The sequence below is a fragment of the Streptomyces sp. NPDC015661 genome (assembly GCF_043077765.1).
GTDB lineage: Bacteria > Actinomycetota > Actinomycetes > Streptomycetales > Streptomycetaceae > Streptomyces.
The window spans coordinates 107,789-127,430 of the sequence record NZ_JBIBST010000002.1; the positions used below are offsets into that span (position 1 = coordinate 107,789).

The 19,642-nt window shown below is 72.7% G+C and carries 17 protein-coding genes and 1 riboswitch; of the genes, 7 read left to right on the forward strand and 10 right to left on the reverse strand.

Features of this window, described 5'->3' with window-relative positions; translation table 11 throughout:
• Window positions 1-90 precede the first annotated feature (90 nt).
• Entirely contained in the window at window positions 91-960 is an 870-nt protein-coding gene (locus tag ACF07V_RS04980; protein WP_392151486.1) for an acetylxylan esterase, read from the reverse strand.
• Window positions 961-1,281: 321 nt separating this feature from the next.
• On the opposite strand from ACF07V_RS04980, the gene ACF07V_RS04985 reads away from it, so the two are divergent.
• On the forward strand, window positions 1,282-2,565 hold the full coding sequence (locus ACF07V_RS04985) for a serine hydrolase domain-containing protein (RefSeq protein ID WP_392151487.1): 1,284 nt from the start codon (window positions 1,282-1,284) through the stop codon (window positions 2,563-2,565).
• A gap of 58 nt (window positions 2,566-2,623) precedes the next feature.
• Here the strand turns inward: ACF07V_RS04985 and ACF07V_RS04990 are convergent, their stop codons facing one another.
• From ACF07V_RS04990 to ACF07V_RS05000, 3 genes are all read right to left on the reverse strand, one after another.
• Complete coding sequence (locus tag ACF07V_RS04990; RefSeq protein ID WP_392151488.1) at window positions 2,624-3,157, reverse strand: GNAT family N-acetyltransferase; 534 nt, start codon at window positions 3,155-3,157, stop codon at window positions 2,624-2,626.
• Between the two features lie 220 nt (window positions 3,158-3,377).
• On the reverse strand, window positions 3,378-4,592 hold the full coding sequence (locus ACF07V_RS04995) for a S8 family peptidase (RefSeq protein WP_392151489.1): 1,215 nt from the start codon (window positions 4,590-4,592) through the stop codon (window positions 3,378-3,380).
• Window positions 4,593-4,818: 226 nt separating this feature from the next.
• The gene (locus ACF07V_RS05000; RefSeq protein ID WP_392151490.1) at window positions 4,819-5,613 is read right to left on the reverse strand and encodes an alpha/beta fold hydrolase; all 795 of its coding nucleotides are present in this window, start codon (window positions 5,611-5,613) and stop codon (window positions 4,819-4,821) included.
• A 169-nt stretch (window positions 5,614-5,782) separates the two neighbouring features.
• On the opposite strand from ACF07V_RS05000, the gene ACF07V_RS05005 reads away from it, so the two are divergent.
• The gene (locus tag ACF07V_RS05005) at window positions 5,783-6,220 is read left to right on the forward strand and encodes a nitroreductase family deazaflavin-dependent oxidoreductase (RefSeq protein WP_392151491.1); all 438 of its coding nucleotides are present in this window, start codon (window positions 5,783-5,785) and stop codon (window positions 6,218-6,220) included.
• Between the two features lie 73 nt (window positions 6,221-6,293).
• Here the strand turns inward: ACF07V_RS05005 and ACF07V_RS05010 are convergent, their stop codons facing one another.
• Together ACF07V_RS05010 and ACF07V_RS05015 are read right to left on the reverse strand one after the other, a co-directional pair.
• Window positions 6,294-7,127: a ketose-bisphosphate aldolase gene (locus ACF07V_RS05010; protein ID WP_392151492.1), complete on the reverse strand. Its 834-nt coding sequence runs from the start codon at window positions 7,125-7,127 to the stop codon at window positions 6,294-6,296.
• A gap of 39 nt (window positions 7,128-7,166) precedes the next feature.
• Entirely contained in the window at window positions 7,167-8,087 is a 921-nt protein-coding gene (locus ACF07V_RS05015) for an SIS domain-containing protein (RefSeq protein WP_392151493.1), read from the reverse strand.
• Between the two features lie 175 nt (window positions 8,088-8,262).
• Here ACF07V_RS05015 and ACF07V_RS05020 point away from each other — a divergent pair, with 175 nt between their 5' ends.
• Window positions 8,263-9,069 (forward strand): DeoR/GlpR family DNA-binding transcription regulator, encoded by an 807-nt coding sequence (locus ACF07V_RS05020; RefSeq protein ID WP_392151494.1) that lies wholly within the window; start codon window positions 8,263-8,265, stop codon window positions 9,067-9,069.
• Window positions 9,070-9,235: 166 nt separating this feature from the next.
• Complete coding sequence (locus ACF07V_RS05025) at window positions 9,236-11,260, forward strand: phosphocholine-specific phospholipase C (protein ID WP_392151495.1); 2,025 nt, start codon at window positions 9,236-9,238, stop codon at window positions 11,258-11,260.
• Window positions 11,261-11,319: 59 nt separating this feature from the next.
• Here ACF07V_RS05025 and ACF07V_RS05030 read toward each other — a convergent pair whose 3' ends face one another.
• The gene (locus ACF07V_RS05030; RefSeq protein WP_392151496.1) at window positions 11,320-11,922 is read right to left on the reverse strand and encodes a hypothetical protein; all 603 of its coding nucleotides are present in this window, start codon (window positions 11,920-11,922) and stop codon (window positions 11,320-11,322) included.
• Window positions 11,923-12,298: 376 nt separating this feature from the next.
• A riboswitch (cyclic di-AMP (ydaO/yuaA leader) is annotated at window positions 12,299-12,463 on the forward strand.
• Window positions 12,464-12,467: 4 nt separating this feature from the next.
• Here ACF07V_RS05030 and ACF07V_RS05035 point away from each other — a divergent pair.
• Window positions 12,468-13,334 (forward strand): transglycosylase SLT domain-containing protein, encoded by an 867-nt coding sequence (locus tag ACF07V_RS05035; protein ID WP_392151497.1) that lies wholly within the window; start codon window positions 12,468-12,470, stop codon window positions 13,332-13,334.
• Here the strand turns inward: ACF07V_RS05035 and ACF07V_RS05040 are convergent.
• From ACF07V_RS05040 to ACF07V_RS05050, 3 genes are all read right to left on the reverse strand, one after another.
• Complete coding sequence (locus tag ACF07V_RS05040) at window positions 13,318-14,622, reverse strand: phosphoribosyltransferase family protein (protein ID WP_392151498.1); 1,305 nt, start codon at window positions 14,620-14,622, stop codon at window positions 13,318-13,320. The two genes, ACF07V_RS05035 and ACF07V_RS05040, sit on opposite strands and share 17 nt — an antisense overlap.
• 135 nt (window positions 14,623-14,757) lie before the next feature.
• On the reverse strand, window positions 14,758-15,354 hold the full coding sequence (locus tag ACF07V_RS05045; RefSeq protein ID WP_392151499.1) for a hypothetical protein: 597 nt from the start codon (window positions 15,352-15,354) through the stop codon (window positions 14,758-14,760).
• A gap of 180 nt (window positions 15,355-15,534) precedes the next feature.
• On the reverse strand, window positions 15,535-16,299 hold the full coding sequence (locus ACF07V_RS05050; protein ID WP_392151500.1) for an alpha/beta fold hydrolase: 765 nt from the start codon (window positions 16,297-16,299) through the stop codon (window positions 15,535-15,537).
• 197 nt (window positions 16,300-16,496) lie between these two features.
• Here ACF07V_RS05050 and ACF07V_RS05055 point away from each other — a divergent pair, with 197 nt between their 5' ends.
• Both ACF07V_RS05055 and ACF07V_RS05060 read left to right on the forward strand, forming a co-directional pair.
• Window positions 16,497-19,127: a SpoIIE family protein phosphatase gene (locus ACF07V_RS05055; RefSeq protein ID WP_392151501.1), complete on the forward strand. Its 2,631-nt coding sequence runs from the start codon at window positions 16,497-16,499 to the stop codon at window positions 19,125-19,127.
• Window positions 19,128-19,250: 123 nt separating this feature from the next.
• Window positions 19,251-19,499, forward strand: coding sequence for a type B 50S ribosomal protein L31 (locus ACF07V_RS05060; protein ID WP_392151502.1), 249 nt, complete (start codon window positions 19,251-19,253; stop codon window positions 19,497-19,499).
• Window positions 19,500-19,642 lie beyond the last annotated feature (143 nt).

A 19,642-nucleotide genomic window follows, 5' to 3' on the forward strand; every position in this document is an offset into this window, starting at 1 on the left:
CCCCTCCGTACCGGGTCCGGCCCTCGGTCGTCTCGAAGATCATCGCGACGGCCGGGAGCCTACCCTGCCGGAGTACGGGGCGGCCGACCGTCAGGCCGCGGGGCCCGGGATCTGGAGCGCCCGGGTGTTGCGCTCCCAGCCGGACCACACGTCGGTGTCCGTGCAGTAGGCGCAGCCGGGTCCGAAGAACATCCCGCGGGCGTTCTCGTCGCCCATCAGCCAGAACCGCAGCCAGGCCGTGGTCGGGCCGCGGAAGTCGCCGCCGTCCCCGATGGAGTCGAGGTGCCCGGCGCCGCGGACCTCGCCGTAGACGGCGGGGACGTGGGACGAGTCCCGGTACAGCGCCCGCACGAGGGCCGGCCACACCGTCAGATCGCGCTCACCGGCCAGGTAGAAGACCGGCTCGTCCATCAGGTCGGGGTCGGTGAGCGGTCCCGGCTGGATGGGGACGGCGGTGTCGACCCGGGGGTCGACGGCGGCGTTGACCGCGGCCGCGCCGCCCTGCGAGTGGCCTGCGGAGCCGATGTGTTCGAGGTCGACCTTCCGGTAGAAGGGGCTGGAGCTGTCGGCGTTCCGGTGCTCCAGTGCGTCGATCCCGGCGCGCATGCTGAGCGCGAAGTTGGAGGTGGGGGTGTTGGCCGCGGCGACGATGAAGCCGTGGCTCGCCCAGTGGCGGAGGAGGGAGCTGTAGATCCCGGGCACGGCGCCGGTGCCGTTGCCCCAGATCACCACCGGGTGGAGCTCTCCCCGCTGCCCCATGTCCTTCGGGTGGTAGAAGGTGTGCACCAGCTCGATGTCGACGGTCACTTCGTACGGACCCGGCTGGTCCCAGGCGGTGCCGACCGACGGGATCCCGCCGGTCGTCGGCTCCGTCGCGCCCGCGGTGCCCGGCCCGGCGTACGCCGCCGTCAGGAAGGCGAGCAGCAGGCCGCCGAGTGCGCGGCCCCAACTCCGTGACATGTGAACTCCTTTGCGGATGTGGTCCGTTGCGCGTCCTCGCAAGCGTGACCAGCGCAATGATCGGTCTCCCCGGGGCGGTTGTCTGTCGGCAGGAGCCCAGTCCTGCCCGGGCCCGGCTGGGCAGCCGCCCAACGGCGGGGGCCCGGGACGGAACTACGCCGTCCGGATCTTGTCCACCCATATCAGGAACCGTTCTCGCACGACGGCACTCATGATCGGTGGACACAGGGGGTCACGCGCGACACCGGCGCGGTCCCCCGCCCCGCGGCCCGCCCCTGCCGGTGCCGCGCCCCACGATCCGGAAGAAGCCGAGGAATCACCGTGCCCCTGTCTTCGCACCGCCGCCTGGCCGTGAGTGCCACTGTGCTCGCCGCCCTCGCGACGGGTGTCGCCCCAGCCACCAGCGCGTTCGCCGCTCCTCTCGCCCCCGACGCGGGGACCGCCCCCGTCGCGAGCGCCGCCCCCGCGGTTCCCGCCCCGGACATGGAGGGCGTGGTCGCGGCGCTCGACTCGGCCATGGCCAACGGCGCGCCGGGGGCGATGGCCCGGTTCACCGGCCCCGAGGGGGTCGAGAGCCGGGCCGTCGGGGTCCGGGACCGGGTGTCGGGGGCGCCGATGGACATCCACGCGCGGTTCCGGATCGGCAGCGTCAGCAAGACGTTCTCCACGGTCGTGCTCCTGCAGCTGGTGGAGGAGGGCCGGCTGGAACTCGACGCGCCCGTCAACCGCTACCTGCCCGGGCTGCTCCCCGACGACCGCATCACGGTCCGGCACCTGCTCACCCACCGCAGCGGGCTCGCCGACTACACGAACGCGATGTTCAACGACACCGTGCCGGGCTTCGAGGCCGTACGGAACCGGGTGTTCAGCTACCAGGAGCTCGTCGACCTCTCCCTGAGCGAGCCCCGCACCACCGAACCCGGCGCGGCGTACAAGTACTCCAACGCCAACTTCGTGGTCGTCGGCATGCTCATCGAGAAGCTCACGGGCCGACCGGTGTCCGACGCGTACGAGCGGCGCATCTTCAAGCCGCTGAAGCTGCGCGGCACGTCGTACGTCCACCCCGACACGCGCATCAAGGGCCTGAACGTCCGGGGCTATCTGCACCCGGACGCGGCCGGGGACCCGCTCGTGGACTCCACGGAGCAGACCGTGTCCTGGGCGCAGTCGGCCGGTGCCGTCATCTCCACCCCGGCCGACCTGAACGCCTTCACCAGCGCGCTGATGCGGGGCCGGCTGCTGTCCCCGGCGATGCTGGAGGCGATGACGACGGTCACGCCGACGGACACCACCAACACCCGGTTCTACGGTCTCGGCCTGCGCCGTTACGACCTGTCGTGCGGCACCCGGGTGTACGGGCACACGGGCACCGTGCAGGGCTTCTACACCTACGCCTTCTCGACCCGCGACGGCCGGCGCAGCCTGTCGGCCATGGCGAACACCTCGAACCACGGCGAGGCCAACACGGCGCTCGGCGGGACCCTGGAGGCGGCCTTCTGCGGCACGAAGCCGGCGGTTGCGCCGTCCTCGCGCGCCGCCTCCTCGCCCGGCGCGGGCGACGTCTCGTCGCTGCCGGCGGAGCGGGACCTGCCGGAGCGTCACTGACGGCGGACCGGGACCTCCCCGGAGCGTCCACGACGGCTCCCCGGCGAGGTCCCGGTGATCAGGCCTGGTACTCGGTGAGGTCGATGGCGTAGACCCGCAGGGGAAGACCGAAGACCGGGTGGCTCGTCTCCCGTTCCGGCACCATCCCGAGCTTGCGCATGACGTTCTCGGAGGCGCGGTTGCCGGTGTGGGTGATGGCGACGACCCGGTCGAGCCCACGGTCCTGGAGGGCGAACTCCAGGACCGCGTGGGCGGCCTCGGAGGCGTACCCCTGGCCCCAGTACTGCCGGCCCAGACGCCAGCCGATCTCCACGGCGGGCAGCACCTCCGGGAGGAACTCCGGCACGGAGAGTCCGGCGAAGCCGATGAGCTCACCGGAGCCGAGGAGCTCGACGGCGAAGATCCCGAAGCCCTCCTCGTCCCACTCCTCCTCGCACCGCTCGATGGCTTCCGCGGTCTGTTCCAGGGTCCGGACCGAGCCGTCGCCGATCCACCGCATGACCTCGGGGTCGGCGTTGATCTCCGCCATGGGGACGAGGTCGTCGTCGCTCCAGCGGCGGAGGAGGAGTCGGGGGGTGAGGATCTCGGTCATGACCCCATCCTGACGCATGCGGAGTCCGGTCTCACGGGGGAGGGCGGGGGCCGCGGCGGGCGCGTCAGCGGTAGTACGGCTCGACCACGGCCCGTACCCCGTCGAGCAGCGCGGGGCCGTCCTGCGGTACGGGCGGGCGGGCGGCCTCCGGTGTGCCGTACGAGCTCGCGGAAACGCCCCGGAGGCGGCGGCTGCCTCCGGGGGCTTTCCGTGTCCTCGGCTACTGGACGATCCTCAGGAGGCGGTTCGGGGAGCCGCTGCCCGGGCTGGTCACCTTGTTGGGCGTGGCGCCGTTGACCAGGGCGGTGGCGACCTGGGCCGGGGTGGCGGAGGTGTGGCCGGCCAGGTAGACCGCGGCGGCGCCCGCCACGTGCGGGGTGGCCATCGAGGTGCCCGAGATGGTGTTGGTGGCGGTGTCGCTGGTGTTCCAGCCGGCGGTGATGGAGACGCCGGGGGCGAAGAGGTCGAGCACCGAACCGTAGTTGGACCAGCCGGCCTTGGCGTCGGCGTTGTTCGTGGCGCCGACCGTGAGGGCGGCGGCGACCCGGGCGGGCGACGAGGAGGAGGCGTTGACGCCGGAGTTTCCTGCGGCGACCGCGTAGGTGACGCCGTCGGCGATGGAGTTCTTCACCGCGTTGTCGAGGGCGGTGGAGGCGCCGCCGCCGAGGGAGAGGTTGGCCACCGCGGGAGCGCCCGCGGTGTGGTTCGCGGTGACCCAGTCGATGCCCGCGATGACGCCGGCGGTGGTGCCGGAGCCGTTGTCGTCGAGGACGCGGACGGCGACGATCTTCGCCGACTTGGCCACGCCGTAGGTGGAGCCGGCGATGGTCGTGGCGACGTGGGTGCCGTGGCCGTTGCCGTCCTGGGCGACCGAGTCGCCGTCGACGGCGTCGTAGCCGTTGACCGCGCGCCCGGCGATCTGGGAGTGGCTGATCCGCACGCCGGTGTCGACCACGTAGGCGGTGACGCCGCTGCCGGCGCTGTCGGGGTACGTGTACGTGCCGGACAGCGGCAGGTCGGCCTGGTCGATGCGGTCCAGGCCCCAGGGGGCGTTGGTCTGCGTCGCGTCGGCGCGGACGATCTGGTTCTGCTCGACGGACGCGACGGCCGGGTCGGCGGCGAGGCGGCGGGCCTCGGTCGCTCCGAGGGTGGCCGTGTAGCCGTTGAGCGCGGAGCCGAAGGTCTTGCGGACCGTGCCGCCGTAACCGGCTATCAGGTTCCGCCCCTTGGCGGAGGCGGCCTTGAAGCCCGCGCCCTGCTTGAGGGTGACGATGTAGCTGCCGGGGACCGCGTCGGCCGAGTCCGCAGCGAGGACGGTTCCCTCCGCGGGGGCGGCCCGGGCGGGGACGGCGGCGAAGGTGCCGAGCAGGGCTGCGGCGGTCGCGGCGGAAGCCGTCACGGCGAGGCGGGTCTTGTTGCTCTTGGGGAGTGCCATGGCGCGGGAGTCCTCCTCATGGGCGTCGCGCCCGAAGGGGTGGGGCGGCGCGACTGTGGGGGGTGCACGTGGGGCCACGTACACGGTCGGGACCGGTGTGTCCGGTCCCGACGTGATCAGCAGCCTGGCCGCTCCACGGGCGTGGCTCAAGGGAGTTGAGGTCTTGTCATGTATCCGCCATACGCTTGCAATGGAACCCCCGTCGAGGCCCGTTCACCTGGCCGGATCAGGCGCTCCGGTGGCCGGGAACCGGGCCCGTCGGCCCGTCCGCGAGCGCGTCGGCGAGGGCCTCCGCGAAGCCGTCCGGATTGTCCAGCATCAGGTTGTGCCCCGCCCCGGCCACCTCGGTCACCGGGATCCCGAGCGCGGCCGCCTTCTCCGCGTCGGCGTCCGGCAGGCTCAACTCCCCCACCAGGAAGGTCCGGGGCATCCGGAGGCCGGCCAGCAGGTCGCCCGGCGCGGGCACGCTCCCCTCCACCAGGGCGACCGCGCTGCGATGGACGGCCCTCGGGTCGGCGAGCCGCAGCCGGGCGGCGTAGTCCGGGCGGTCGGTGCCGGCGAGCATCCGGGCGAAGCCCTCCGCGACGAACACCTCCTCGTCCTGGGCGGCCACGGGCGAGCTGAACACCCCACCGCCCGCGTACAGGTTCGGCTCGGCCACCACGAGTCTCGCGACCAGATCGGGGCGGACCGCCGCCAGGTGGATGACCACGGCACCGCCCATCGAGTGCCCGACGAGGTCCACGCCCGAGACACCGAGGTGGTCCAGGACGGCGGCCACCGCCGCCGCCTGGGACTCCATGCGGTAGTCGAAGTCGGCGGGCCGGTCGCTCAGCCCGTAACCGAGCAGGTCGACCAGCAGCGCCCGGCCGCCGCCGAGCGCGGGGTGAGCGGCGATGTGGGCGAAGTCGGAGGCCGCCGTGCACCCGAGCCCGTGGACGAAGACCCGCACGGGGCCCTCCCCCGGCAGGTCGATCCACCGGATGTACGCCCGCTCCGCCTCCAGGAACAACTCCCGCATGCCGCTCTCTCCCCTGTGTCGCACCACTGTCCTGCCGTCAGGAGTCACCCTACGAGCGGGTACTGACAACGCCCGCCGGAACGGTTGCCGCCGCGGGCGCGAGGTCTCGGATAGCGTCGGCGACAAGCGGGCCGGCGCCGCCGGACGCCATGCGAAAGGACGCACACCGATGCCCCTCGAAGGCGAGTACGAGCCCAGCACGACGACCTGGGTGCGCGAGCAGGTCGAGCTGTACGAAGCGTCGGGCGGCACCGACGGCACGACGATGCGGGGCCTCCCCGTCGTCCTGGTGACGAGCCTCGGCGCCCGGAGCGGCAAGCTCCGCAAGACCCCGCTCATGCGGGTCGAGCACGAGGGCGCGTACGCGCTCGTCGCCTCCAACGGCGGCGCGGTCAAGCACCCCGTCTGGTACCACAACCTGGTCGCGGCACCGCTGATCGAACTGCGCGACGGCACGCGCGCGTGGGACATGAAGACCCGCCTGGTGACCAGCGAGGAGCGCCGGGCCTGGTGGGAGCGGGCGGTCGCGGCGTTCCCGGACTACGCCGACTACCAGCGCAAGACCGACCGCGAGATCCCCCTCTTCGTCGCCGAGCGGACCGACTAGCTCGTGCGCCGGCGGTTTCGCCACCCGTACGGGGCCTCCTGCGCGTGCTTCAGGAGGCCCCGTACGGACGGGGTCACGGTGCCAGGACCGCCAGGAGGTGCGTGACCTCACGGGCCACGGCCGCGCGGGCCGGGGTCAGGTAGTGGCGCGGGTCGACCGTGTCGGGGTGCTCGGTGAGGTGGGTGCGGACGGCCCCGGTGAACGCCTTGTTCAGATGGGTGGAGACGTTCACCTTGGTCATCCCCGCCGTGATCGCCTCGGCGAGGTGCGGGTCCGAGACGCCCGAGGAGCCGTGCAGGACGAGCGGGACGTCCACCGCGGCACGCAGCCGGGCGATCAGGTCGAGGTCGAGGACGGCGTCCCGGGTCACCATCTGGTGGGAGCTGCCGACCGCGACCGCGAGGGCGTCGACTCCCGTGGCCGCGACGAAGGCGCGGGCCTCCTCGGGGTCGGTGCGCACACCCGGTGTGTGGGCGCCGCCCTTGCCGCCGACCTCTCCGAGTTCGGCCTCGACCCAGACGCCGTGGCTGTGGCAGTGCTCCACGACCTCGCGGGTCGCGGCGACGTTCTCCGCGTACGGGAGCTTCGAGGCGTCGAACATGACCGAGCCCAGGCCGAGCGCGACGGCCTCGCGGACGAGGTCGGGGTTCTCGGCGTGGTCGAGGTGGACGGCCACGGGGGTCTTGGCGGCGCGGGCGACGGCCAGGGAGGCGAGCGCGACCGGTTCCAGGGCTCCGTGGTAGCGGACGGTGTTCTCGCTGATCTGGAGGACGACCGGCCGGTCGGCGTTCTCGGCGCCGGCCACGATGGCCTGGGCGTGTTCGAGCTGGAGGACGTTGAACGCCCCCACCCCGGTGCCCGCGGCGCGGGCGCGGCGGACGATCTCGTCGGTGGGCGTCAGCGGCATGGTGCGTCTCCGGGGTGGTGGGCGCTTGCGGGTCGGCGGTCAGGCATGGACGTCGGTGAGGACGACGGAGCGGGTGAGGTTCCGGGGGGTGTCGGGGTTCAGGCCCTGGGCCTCGGCGACGGCGACGGCGAGGCGCTGGGCGCGGACGAGGTCGGCGAGCGGGTCGAGGTCGCTCTCGGCGAGGGTGCCGCCGACCTTGCGCACCTCGTCCGCGAGTCCGGCGGGCAGGGGGCCGAAGCCCCAGGTCACCCGGCCGGGGCCGGTGATGCTGATCGGGCCGTGGCGGTACTCCATCGCCGGGTACGCCTCGGTCCATGCGCCGGCCGCCTCGCGCATCTTCAGGCCCGCCTCCAGGGCGAGTCCGTAGGTCCAGCCGGTGCCGAGGAAGGTGAACTGCTCGGCCGTGCGCACGCTCTCGTCGAGCGGGGACGTGACGGCCTGCTCGGCGTCCCGGGCGGCGTCCTCGATGGTGCCGACCCCCTCCGGGAGGGCGTCCTCGGACTCCAGGTGCGCGCGGAAGAGGGCGAGCACGGTGGTCGCGAAGCGGGTCTGGACGACGGACTGCTCGTCGGCGAAGTCGAGCACGGCGACCTCGTCGGCGAGGTCCATCACCGGGGTCGTGGGGTCGGCCGTGATCGCGCCGGTGGGAACCGTGCCGCGCAGCCGGGACAGGACGGCGAGGACCTCGCTGGTGGTGCCGGAGCGGGTGATGGCCACGACCCGGTCGTAGCGGCGGCCGTAGGGGAACGCGGAGGCCGCGAAGGCGTCGGTCTCGCCATGGCCGCCGGACTCGCGCAGCTCCGCGTAGGCGAGGGCCATGAACCAGGAGGTGCCGCAGCCGATCACCGCGACCCGCTCGCCGCGTCGGGGCAGGGCCGCGACGTGCTGGGGCAGGGTGCGGGCCGCCTGGCGCCAGGTCGCCGGCTGGGAGGCGATCTCCACGGCGGTGCGAGTGGTCATGCCGATCTCCTTGCAAGAAGAGTGCGCAATGATGATGGAAGTTGCTTGAAGTCGCTCCTATTCAAGCAGAAACACGCATCCTCTTTCCAGATCCCGCACCCTGTGGCGGCTAGAATCGGACGCGCGCACGAGCGGGGTGGTCATGTGGTCGCGGCCCCGGTGGAGGGAGGGACCCATGTCCAAGCACGAGCGGTGGAACACGCTCCTGGAGCTGCTCGCGGCCTCGGGGAAGCTGGAGGTGGAGGAGGCGGCGACCGCGCTCGACGTCTCCGCCGCGACGATCCGCCGGGACCTCGACGAGCTGGCCGAGCAGCAGCTGCTCGTACGGACGCGGGGCGGGGCCGTCGTGCACGGCGTCTCGTACGAGCTGCCCCTGCGGTACAAGTCGACGCGCCACGCGCCGGAGAAGCGGCGGATCGCGGAGGCGGTGGCGGATCTGGTCGCGCCCGGCGAGGTCGTCGGGCTCAACGGGGGTACGACGACGACGGAGGTCGCGCGGGCGCTCGCGCTGCGGTTCGCGAGCGGCCGGACCGAGGCTCCGGGAGCGGCGGTGTCGGCCGGGCCCGCGCTGACCGTGGTCACCAACGCGCTCAACATTGCCGGCGAGCTGGCGGTGCGTCCGCAGATCAAGATCGTCACCACGGGAGGCGTCGCACGCCCCCAGACCTATGAGCTGGTGGGTCCGCTGACGGTCGGGGTGCTCAACGAGGTCGTGCTCGACGTGGTGGTGCTCGGTGTCGACGGGGTCGACGCCGAACTCGGCGTGATGGCGCACCAGGAGGACGAGGCGAGCATCAGCCGGCTCTTCGCCGAGCGGGCGAGCCGGGTCGTCGTGGTGACCGACTCCTCGAAGATGGGCCGCAGGGCCTTCGCGCGGATCTGCGGTCTGGATCGGATCGATCTGCTGGTGACCGACACCGGCATCGCGCAGGAGACGGTGGAGCAGCTCACCGAGGCCGGGGTGAAGGTCCTCACCGTCTGAACCATGTGGCTCATTGGTCTGAAGATGAACCAATCGAGAGCCTCTGCCTCCAAGGCCTCTGTGTATTCACGCAGTAATTACCGCACGGCTGTATACCTTTAAGCTCCCCTCCCTCATCATGTCTCCGACGTGCCGCTGGGGCACACCGTGACAGGAGAGGCGGGGCATGATTCCCATCAGCCGCAGGGGGTTCGTCGGGATCGGCGCGGGGCTCATGGCGGGGGCCGCGCTGCCGCCGGTCCAGGCATCCGCATCAGCGAGCACCGCGACCGGCACCCTGACGGACGTGAAGCACGTGGTGATCCTCATGCAGGAGAACCGCAGCTTCGATCACTACTTCGGCACCCTGAAGGGCGTGCGGGGCTTCGGCGACCGCGCCGCGGGCAACCTGCCCGGCGGCTGGGGCATGTTCAACCAGCCCAACTGGGGCGGCCGCCAGTACCCCTGGAAGCTCAGCGACACGCCGCCCGCCGGCGGCGTCGACGGCGAGACCCTCGCACAGTGCAACGGCGACCTGCCGCACAGCTGGACCTCCCAGCACGCCGCGTGGAACAAGGGACGCCTCGACAACTGGGTCACGGGCGTGGGCAACACCCGGACGCTCGGCCACCTCGACCGCGGGGACATCCCCTTCCACTACGCGCTCGCCGACAACTACACGATCTGCGACGCGTACTTCTGCTCGACGCTGAGCGCCACGGGCCCCAACCGCACGTTCCTGTGGAGCGGGAAGATCGACGGCTCCAGCAAGGACGGGGGCGACGAGTCGGGCCTCACCTGGGAGTCGTACGCCGAGGCGCTCCAGCGCGCCGGGGTGAGCTGGAAGGTCTACCAGAACGCCCAGGACAACTACGGCGACAACGGTCTCGCGTACTTCAAGAAGTTCACCGACGCACGGCCCGGGGACCCGCTGTACGACCGGGGCATGGGCTCGGTCCCGAAGGTGACCGGCTCGACCCCGGACGACATCGCCGCGGCGATCCGCGCCGACGTCGTCGCGGGCACCCTCCCGCAGGTGTCCTGGGTGGTCGCGAGCGAGGCCTTCTCCGAGCACCCGTACGCCCCTCCGGGGGACGGCGCCCACTTCGTCGACCTCGTCTACCGCGCGCTGGCGGCGAACGCCGAGGTGTTCGACTCCACGGTGCTGTTCCTCAACTACGACGAGAACGACGGCTTCTTCGACCACGTGCCGCCGCCGGTCGCCCCTCCGGGCACCCCGGGCGAGTACCTCGACGGCGTGCCGATCGGTCTGGGCTTCCGCGTCCCGATGATTGTCATGTCCCCGTGGACCCGGGGCGGCTGGGTGAGCTCCGAGGTCTTCGACCACACCTCGGTGCTGCGCTTCATGGAGACCTGGACGACGGCGCTCGGCACCCCGGCCACCTGCCCCAACATCAGCGACTGGCGGCGGAAGGTGACGGGCGATCTGACCGGCGTCTTCGACTTCGCCCACCCGGTGTACGGAGTGCCCGCCGGCCTCCCCTCGACGGCGAAGGTCATCGGGCAGGCCACCTGCGGCCCGCTGCCGAATCCGGCGCCCCAGAACAACGCGCTGCCCGCCCAGGAGTCCGGCACCCGTCCGGCGCGCGCGCTGCCGTACCAGGTGAACGGCAACCTCGATCGCTTCGAGTTCGGCGCCGCGGGCAAGATCCTGGCCTGGTTCTCGATGACCAACCAGGGCACGGAGGCCAAGCGCTCCGCGCACTTCTCGATCCACCCGCACCAGTACCGGGACACGGCCGCCTGGCAGTACACCGTCGACCCGGGCGGCACGGCCACCGACTACTTCAACATCGGACTCGGCTCGGGCTCGGGGAAGTACGACATCTCGATGATGGGCCCCAACCGCTTCCTGCGCCGGTTCATCGGGGACGCGTCCAAGGCGGGCAAGGCCGTCGAGGTGGCCGCCCGCTTCGCGCCCGAGGCGGGGACGGGCAAGACGGCCCTGTGGTTCAGGATGACGAACACCTCGGCCGGTCCCGTCACCTTCACGATCCGTTCGAACGCCTACCGCTCCGACGGCCCGTGGACGTACACGGTGCCGGCGAACTCCAGCCGCGAGGACTTCTTCAACGCGGTGGCGTACAACGGCGGCTGGTACGACTTCACGATCTCCGCCGACATCGACGGAACCTGGTCGCGCCGGTACACCGGGCACATCGAGACCGGCGCCGCGAGCGTCAGCGGCTGATCCCGCCCCGGGATCCGGGCGGCGGCCGTGCGGTCGCCGTCCGGATCCCGGGCGTGCCGTCAGCGGCCGGCGAGCGCGGCGCGGCGGACCGTGGCGTCGAGGAGGGCGACCGCGTCGGCGGCCGTACGGCCGGGGGCCCGGTTCCACGGCCCGATCAGCTCCTGCCATCCCCGCGAGCGCAACTCGGTCATGATCCAGGCGGCCGCCTCGTTCATGGTGTCCGCGCCGCCGTAGCCGAGCCGGTGGGCTGCGAGCAGGGCCCCACAGACGCACCGTGCGCCGCGCACGTCCCGCAGCTTGTACGGGGCGTTCTGCCAGCCCCACTCCGTCAGCACCAGGCGCGCGTAGCCGAGGTGGACCGAGGGGCGCAGCTCGGGCTGTCCGATGCGGCGCCAGGCGTGCAGCCGGTCCGGCAGTACGGCTCCGAGGCGCCCCGGGAGCCGGCGCTCGACGGGCAGCGCCGGCGGCAGGGCGGCGAGCGCGTCGGCGACGAGCCGGTCCACGGGCACACTGAGCAGCTCCCGCCAGCCCTCCTCCGCGGGTGGCGAGGGCTCCGGGGCGTTCCAGTCCGTGACGATCCGCTGCCAGGTGGCGCTCTCGAAGAGGGCGGCCGCCTCGCGGTCGAGGGCGTCGGGGCTGAGCTGGGAGGTGGAAGGCGGCATGGGGGTGGCTCCTGGGTCGACTCCCTCCATCTTTCAAGACGAATGTCGGTTTTGCGACTTTTGCTCCCACTCGGAGAGTCGCCGGGAGGAACACGCCCCATCGCGGGGATTCCCCCCCTAATTACCCACCCCGGAATTACACCCCAAATTCGGACATTGCACTCCGGGTGATGCGACTCACTCGGGCAACCCGGTCGCCCGGCGACTCCTTCCCCCACCCCGTACCGGACAAGGAAGTTCGGCACCCCGGGGACGGCATCGATCTTGAATTCACCGAATTCATTGATCCATTTAACGGCACACGGCAACCACTCCCCTTGTTATCCGTCGCATTACTGGCCTACGGTCACCTCCATTCGAGCGGAACGCCCAATCCTGCCGCCGCTCGCTAAACCTCCCTTTTCACCCGACGGCAGGAGCGGGGGACCCACGAATACGCCGGTCCGGATTCCGGAACGGCTCGGGGTGAAGCCGCGTGCGCGCGGCCGGACAGCTCCCGTCCGAACCCGACAGCTCACCCCGCAGGCGCCGGAGAGGAAACCGTCATGCCTGCTCACGGTAAGCACCGCCGCCCCCGCCGCGTCCGCGTCTCGCGCGGCCTCGCCCTGGTCGGCACCGGTGGCGCCGCCCTGACCCTGCCGCTCATCGCCCCGGCCGTCGCCGGCGCGGCGCCCGTCTCCGGCGCCCCGCAGATCGCCGCCCAGTCTTTCGCCGCCCCCGCCGCGCCGGTCGCGGCCAAGGCGCCCGCCGCCCCGGCCGCCGCGCACACGTACACCGTCGTGAGCGGCGACTCGCTTTCCCTGATCGCCCACAAGAAGGGAATTCAGGGCGGCTGGAAGAGCCTTTACCGTGTCAACAAGAGCGTCGTGGGTGACAATCCGTCACTCATTCGCCCCGGTCTCGAACTGACGATTCGTCGGGATTCCGCGAAGGCAGCCCCCGCGAAGGCGAAGAAGTCCGCCACGACGGAGCGCGCGAGCCGCTCCGCGCACCGGTCGGCCACCCCCGCCGTCGCCACCGGTGCGGGCGCCTCGGCCGCCGCGGCCGCCCCGGCCGCCGTCAAGGCGGCCCCGGTCGCCGCCACCAACTACGCCGACAACCTCGACGGCTGGATCCGGGAGTCGCTGGCCATCATGGGCCAGCACGGCATCCCCGGCTCCTACGACGGGATCCTCCGCAACGTCATGCGCGAGTCCTCCGGCAACCCCCAGGCCATCAACCTCTGGGACTCCAACGCCGTCGCCGGCACCCCGTCGAAGGGCCTGCTCCAGGTCATCGAGCCGACCTTCCTCGCCTACCACGTGCCCGGCACGTCCATGGACCTGTTCGACCCGGTCGCCAACATCACCGCCGCCTGCAACTACGCGGCCGACCGCTACGGCTCCATCGACAACGTCAACTCGGCGTACTGACCGCCTGCCGCCGGAAGTGCTCCTGGAACCAGGAGGTGGCGAGGTCCGCCACCTCCTCCAGGGCACCCGGCTCCTCGAAGAGGTGACCGGCGCCGCCCACGACGGAGAGCCGGTTCTCACAGCGCAGCAGGGCCAGGGCCCGCCGGTTGAGGTCCAGGACCAGCGCGTCCGCGCCGCCCACCACCAGCAGCGTCGGGGCACGCACCCGGGCCAGGTGCTCGGCGGCGAGGTCCGGCCGGCCGCCGCGTGACACGACGGCGCTCACCGGGGACGCGGGATCGCCCGCCGCCCACAGCGCCGCGGCCGCGCCCGTGCTGGCGCCGAAGTACCCGAACGGGAGTCCCGTGCTCTCGGGCCTCGCGGCCAGCCACTCCGTGGCCCCGGCGAGCCTTCCGGCCAGGAGCGGGGTGTCGAAGACATGCGCCCGGTCGGTCGCCTCCGACTCGGTCAGCAGGTCGAAGAGCAGCGTCCCCAGGCCCGCCCGGTTGAGCGCCGCGGCGACGGCCCGGTTCCGCGGGCTGTGGCGGCTGCTGCCGCTGCCGTGGGCGAACAGGACGATGCCGCCCGCGTCCTCGGGCACCGCCAGGCGCCCACTCAGGGTGACCCCGCCGACCGGGATCCTCACGTCCGTGTCCCGCACGACGGGGGCCCGCGTGGCCCTGTTCCGCTCCAGGCAGGCGATCACCTCGGCGTCCGGGGTCTGCGAGAAGTCCCGGTAGAACTGCCCGATCGCGAAGAACAGCTCCGGCGCGTGCACGCTGACGGTCTCGTCGGCCTCGCCACCGAGGCGGGCCGTCCAGCCACGCGGCGCCACCGGGACCGCGAGGACGATCCGGGCCGCGCCCCGGGCCCGTACCACCCGGCAGGCCGCCAGCGCCGTGGCCCCGGTGGCCAGCCCGTCGTCGACCACGACGACCGTCCGCCCTTCGAGGGGCACCGACGGCCGGCTCCCCCGGTAACGCAGGGAGCGCTGCTCCAGCTCGGCGTGCTCCCGCTCCTCCACGGCGGCGAGATCGCGCTCTCCCACCCGGGTCTCCAGGAGCACCCGCTCGTTGAGCACCCGCACACCGCCCTCCCCCAGCGCCCCCATCGCGAGCTCCGGCTGGTGCGGCACCCCGAGCTTCCGGACGAGACAGATGTCGAGCGGCGCGTCGAGGGCGTCGGCGACCTCCGCCGCCACCGGGACGCCACCCCGTGGAAGCCCGAGGACCACGACGTCATGGCCCTTGAGGTGATCGAGGAGAGCGGCCAGCTGCCGCCCCGCGTCCGTACGATCGCTGAAGAACATGGTCCGCCGCCCTTCCGCCTGCGCGGCTCGGGCCCGGGGCGGAACGGTGTGCCCCGTCCCCTGCCCGTCCCTCCAGAGTAGTCGGGCCGCCCCGGTCGGCGGCGCCGCCCGATCGGCGGGCCGGCGCCGGACCGGTCAGCGGGACTGCAGGGCGTCGAGGGCCACGGCCTGGGCTATCGCGAGGCGCCGGTCGAGCTCCGGGTCGGCTATGTCGAGCACGTACCGGTCCCGGATCCCGAACAGCTTGTCGACCGACATGACGGAGCGACCGCCGTCGGCGAAGTCGAAGTGGTACGGCACGACGAACGGCACGAGGTCCGTGAACGGCAGGAACTCCCAGGCCCGCCGCAGCAGCGCCACCGTCTCGTTCCGCTCCTGTCCCGTGGCCTCCCGCCCCTCGCCCTCCCGGCTCAGGTGCCACGTACTGCGCAGCAGGGACGCCCCGAAGTCCTTCCGGAAGCCGCCCAGTCGGGTGCCGGACGCCGCGAACACGTCGTACGTCGCGCCCAGGTCGATGACCTGACGCGCCTTGAAGGTGAAGAGGATCTGGCGCTGGGACTCGTCCGTGTAGAAGGTGACGTGCTCCTTGAGCGCCATCCTCTTCTGGTGGGCGAAGGCGACGAGTTCGGCCTCCCCGCCGTCCGGGCCCACGGTGTGCACCATGTAGCGGTTGGCCATCGGCGTCACCTTCTGCCGTACGAGGAAACGCTGCTGTGACTGTGCGAGGCCCATCGGTCGTGCTCCTGGCGGTCGTGGACGGTCCGTGGAGGACCACCCCCCTGAGGTCGTGAGCACGATGTTCCTCTGCCGAGGGGCCCCGCCGCTGTCCTCGAAAGTCGTCGGTTCCGTAGACCTTCGGATGAGAATCGACGTCAGGCCGGGAGAGGGCCGGCCGAAGCCGGCCCCGCGGTCTCAGGCCCCCAGGAAGGCCTCGATCGCCTCGGCGAGGGCCTGCGGGGTCTCCTCCGGGGCGTAGTGCCCGGCGTCCTTGAGCACTTCGAGACGCGCGTTCGGGTACCAGCGCAGCCAGGTGGCCTCCATCGCCTCGGAGCCGAGCGCGGGGTCGTGGGCGCCGACGACGAGCAGGACGGGGACGGGGTTGTCCCGGACGCGCTCGTGGAAGTCGGTGCGGGACCAGGAGTCCAGATAGGCGCGGAAGGCCGTCGCGGAGGAGCGGGTGACGGAGCGGTCGACGAGTGCGCTCAGCCAGGCGTCGCCGTAGCGGCCGCCGGTGGTGTTGTCGATGATCGCGCGGCGGTTGGCCGGTTCGTCGGCGGCTCCGGCGAAGAGCTCCCAGGTCTCGCCGTCGAGCGGGAAGCCTGCGGCGGAGACCGGTGACACGCCGATGATCGAGCGGATCCGGTCGGGGGCGTCGAGGAGCATCAGCTGGGCCGCCTTGCCGCCCATCGAGTGGCCGATGACGGAGAAGGAGTCCCAGCCGAGGTCGTCGGCGACCGCCAGGGCGTCGGCCGCGACCTCCTCCATCGTGTAGGCGCCCTCGTGGTCGAGGGCCTCGCCGTAGCCCCGGCAGTCCACGAAGGCGTACGTGCCGAGGGTGTCGTCGAGGTGGGCGCGCAGGGGCGCGAAGCTGGTGCGGTCGCCGAACCAGTTGTGCAGCACGAGGGCCCTCCCCGGGCCTTCGCCGTGTACGTCGTACGGAAGAACCTGGCCCGTCATCGTGCCCCCTGCTCGCGAGGTCGTGCCGCCGCGCACGGACGGCGGCGGTCGACGACCGAGTGTGACGGTGCGGGCGCGTGGGGTCAACCTCGTCGGCCGGGGCGCGCGGGAGCGTGTCGGGCCCTCGGCACCCCCGTACCGCACGCGGCGCCGGGTCCGGGATGCGGGTGCTTTCGCCTGGGGCGCATCCTGGCTGTGTGACCTCGCACGGCGCGTCCGGCCCCGGCCCGGCGGGCGGCACCGGGCGTCCGTCCGGGAACGGCACTGCCGACGGGCCTGCTTCCGGTGCGCTGACGTGGGCCCTCGCGGAGACGGCGCTCGCGGCGGTGGAGGAGGTCGGCGGTTACGCGGGCGGGGTGTACCTGCGCTCCGGCACCCCGGGCCTCCTGCGGCTCGCGGTCCTGGTGGGGCTGCCAGGGCCCCTGTTCCGCCCCTGGTGGCGCATGCACGCGAACCGCCCGTTCCCCGTCGCCGAGGTGCACCGCTCCGGGCAGTCCGTCCACCTCGCCGACGTCGACGAGGCCATGCGGCGCTTCCCCCAGCTGGTGGCGAGCCTGCCGTTCCCGTTCTCCTCGCTGTACGCGCCGGTGGTCGCGGGCCGTGAGCGCTTCGGCGTGCTCGTGGCGCTGCGTCCACCGACGCCAGGGGTGCCGGTGGACGCGCGGGACCGGAACCGCATGACGCGGGACGCGCTCCGTCTCGGCGGGGCCCTGGCCGAGCTGGCCCGGCAGGGGACGGTGGTGGAGTGGCCCGGCGACCCGGTGTGCGTGCAGCTGCCCATCGGTTCGGGTCCGCCGGTCCGGTACGGCTCCTTCTCCTGGGACCTGGACACGGGGAGGGTCACGCTGGACGACGGGCTCCTCGCCATTCTCGGGACGGGAATCGGCTCGCCCTGCTCGATCGAGGGGCTGACGTCGCTCCTCGATCCCGAGGACGGGTACGCGCTGTGGGCGGCGGCCCGGCAGGCGACGGGCGCGGACGGACGGTCGCCGGTCCGCAGGATCCGGCTGAAGGGCCCGGACGGCGGCCTGCACCTCCTCGAGGTGTCCGCGCGGGCACGGCGGACCGCGTCGGGGCCGGGGTCTTCGGGCGGCGGGCGGCTGGACGGCACGCTCGTGGACCTCGGTACGGGACTGGTCGGCTCGGACGCCACGGACCGGCTGCCGCGGGCCATCCTGGCCGTCGACCGGCTGGGCCGCGTCACCTACGTCAACGAGCGCACGGAACGCCTCCTCGGCCGGCCGCGCACGGCACTGGCGGGGCGGACGCTGTGGGAGGCGCTGCCCTGGTTCGGTCACCCCCTCCACGAGGAACAGCTGCGCGCCGCCCTGCTCTCCGGCGAGCCGGTGCGCTTCCTGGCCCACCCGGGCCGGGGACGGTGGTTGTCGGTCTCGCTCCACCCGGGCCGGGACGGGCTGACGATGGTGCTGGTCCCCGAGGAGGATCCCGCGCCGCCCGCAGCGGCCACGCGGGTCGAGCGGCCCACGGACGACGCCCCGCCGCAGGTCGAGCCGCGGACCGACGACGCCCCGCCGGGGGGCGGGCGGGCGACGGACGACGTCCTGTCCGCGAGCGAGCGGCGGACGGATCACGTGCTGTCGGCCCCCGGCGAGCGGGCGGCGGCGCTCTACCGGCCGGTGGCCCTGGCGATCGCGCTCTCCGAGGCGGTGACGGCACGCCAGGTTTCCGCGGTGGTGACGGAAGAACTCCTTCCGGCGTTCGGCGGACGTCAGCTGGCGATCTATCTGCTCAGCGACCGCCGCCTCTACCTGGCCTGGGAGACGGGTTTCCCGCCGGGATTCCTCGAACCCTTCGACGGGGTGGCCCTCGACGCCCGGGTGCCGGGCGTGGAGACGCTGACGACCGGCAGGCCGCTGTTCTTCGAGTCCATGGAGCAGCTGGGGCTGGCGTATCCGGAGCTCCCGATGGACGCGCACTCGGGCGCGCGGGCCTTCCTGCCCCTGATCGCCTCGGGCCGGCCGGTGGGCTCCTGCATCCTCGGCTTCGACTCGCCGCGCGGCTTCAGCGCGGAGGAGCGGACCGTGCTGACGGCGCTCGCGGGGCTGATCGCCCAGGCCCTGGAGCGGGCGCAGAGGTACGACACGGAGTCGGCGGTCGCGCGCGGACTGCAGGACGCGCTGCTCCCGCACCGGCTGCCGGTTCGGGACGGCGTGGACACGGTGGGCCGCTACCTGCCGGGCACCCAGGGCATGGACGTGGGCGGCGACTGGTACGACGTGATCGAGACCGGTCAGGGGCGGCTCGCCCTGGTGATCGGCGACGTGCAGGGACACGGGGTGGCCGCGGCGGCCACCATGGGGCAGCTGCGCAGCGCCGTCCGGGCCTTCGCGCTGGGGGGCCATCGGCCGCAGGACGTGATGCGGGGCACCAACCGGCTTCTGATTGACCTGGACCCGGGCCAGTTCGCGAGCTGCTGCTACGTGCTGCTCGACCCGGAGACGGGGGACGCGCGCGCGGTGCGGGCCGGGCATCCGCAACCGCTGCTGCGGCGGCCGGACGGGACGACACAGGAGGTGGACCTGGCGGGCGGGATGGTGCTGGGGGTCGACCCCCGGGCCTCGTACCCGCTGACGCGGCTGCGGCTGGCGCCGGGGGCCGTCCTCGCACTGTTCACGGACGGTCTGATCGAGCAGCCGGGGAAGGACATCGACGAGGGGATCGAGCGGCTGAGCGGCGTCTTCGCCGCGACGGGTGCGCTGCCGCTGGCGGAGACGGCCGACCGGCTGATCCGGGAGGCACGGGCCGCCACGTCACGGCCGGACGACATCGCGTTGCTGCTCGCGGCGCGGTGGACGGAGAGCGGCTGAGCCTTCCCGGCCCGTCACCCGGTCGGGCCCTTGGCGCTGGTCGGGTGCCATGGGCGCGGGGAGGCTGGGTGGTGCCGCGCCGATCAGGCCGGACGAGCCAGGGCGGCAGCCCGAGGAGGACACGTGCAGCAGGACAAGCAGCCCGAGTACGGCCCCGTGGTGTTCCGTGACCGCTCGGCGGGGTACGCGTTTCTGACCCGGTCGACCGCGACCAGCGACCGGACCATCGAGTGGGACGACGGCAACACGTACCCGGTGATCGACGTCGAGATCTCCTCCGAGAGCCACCCGTTCTACACGGGCACGGCCCGGACCGTGGACTCCGAAGGCCGGATCGCCAAGTTCCAGCGCCGTTTCGGCGAGGAGGAGTGACCTCGGGCGGCCCCGGAGCAAGAGGGCCGGGAGAAAGAGGCCCAAGAGGGCCAGGAGAGAGAAGAACCGGAGGAAGTCGCTTCTGAAACTGGCCAGAAGGTGGACAGTTTCCCTTCCAGGATGAGGTCACGAAGACGGCGGGG

Coding starts and splice junctions, on each gene's coding strand:
- ACF07V_RS04980 (WP_392151486.1), bottom strand. CDS start 960: ATGTCACGGAGTTGGGGCCGCGCACTCGGCGGCCTGCTGCTCGCCTTC.
- ACF07V_RS04990 (WP_392151488.1), bottom strand. CDS start 3,157: ATGACCGAGATCCTCACCCCCCGACTCCTCCTCCGCCGCTGGAGCGAC.
- ACF07V_RS04995 (WP_392151489.1), bottom strand. CDS start 4,592: ATGGCACTCCCCAAGAGCAACAAGACCCGCCTCGCCGTGACGGCTTCC.
- ACF07V_RS05000 (WP_392151490.1), bottom strand. CDS start 5,613: ATGCGGGAGTTGTTCCTGGAGGCGGAGCGGGCGTACATCCGGTGGATC.
- ACF07V_RS05005 (WP_392151491.1), top strand. CDS start 5,783: ATGCCCCTCGAAGGCGAGTACGAGCCCAGCACGACGACCTGGGTGCGC.
- ACF07V_RS05010 (WP_392151492.1), bottom strand. CDS start 7,127: ATGCCGCTGACGCCCACCGACGAGATCGTCCGCCGCGCCCGCGCCGCG.
- ACF07V_RS05015 (WP_392151493.1), bottom strand. CDS start 8,087: ATGACCACTCGCACCGCCGTGGAGATCGCCTCCCAGCCGGCGACCTGG.
- ACF07V_RS05020 (WP_392151494.1), top strand. CDS start 8,263: ATGTCCAAGCACGAGCGGTGGAACACGCTCCTGGAGCTGCTCGCGGCC.
- ACF07V_RS05025 (WP_392151495.1), top strand. CDS start 9,236: ATGATTCCCATCAGCCGCAGGGGGTTCGTCGGGATCGGCGCGGGGCTC.
- ACF07V_RS05030 (WP_392151496.1), bottom strand. CDS start 11,922: ATGCCGCCTTCCACCTCCCAGCTCAGCCCCGACGCCCTCGACCGCGAG.
- ACF07V_RS05035 (WP_392151497.1), top strand. CDS start 12,468: ATGCCTGCTCACGGTAAGCACCGCCGCCCCCGCCGCGTCCGCGTCTCG.
- ACF07V_RS05040 (WP_392151498.1), bottom strand. CDS start 14,622: ATGTTCTTCAGCGATCGTACGGACGCGGGGCGGCAGCTGGCCGCTCTC.
- ACF07V_RS05045 (WP_392151499.1), bottom strand. CDS start 15,354: ATGGGCCTCGCACAGTCACAGCAGCGTTTCCTCGTACGGCAGAAGGTG.
- ACF07V_RS05050 (WP_392151500.1), bottom strand. CDS start 16,299: ATGACGGGCCAGGTTCTTCCGTACGACGTACACGGCGAAGGCCCGGGG.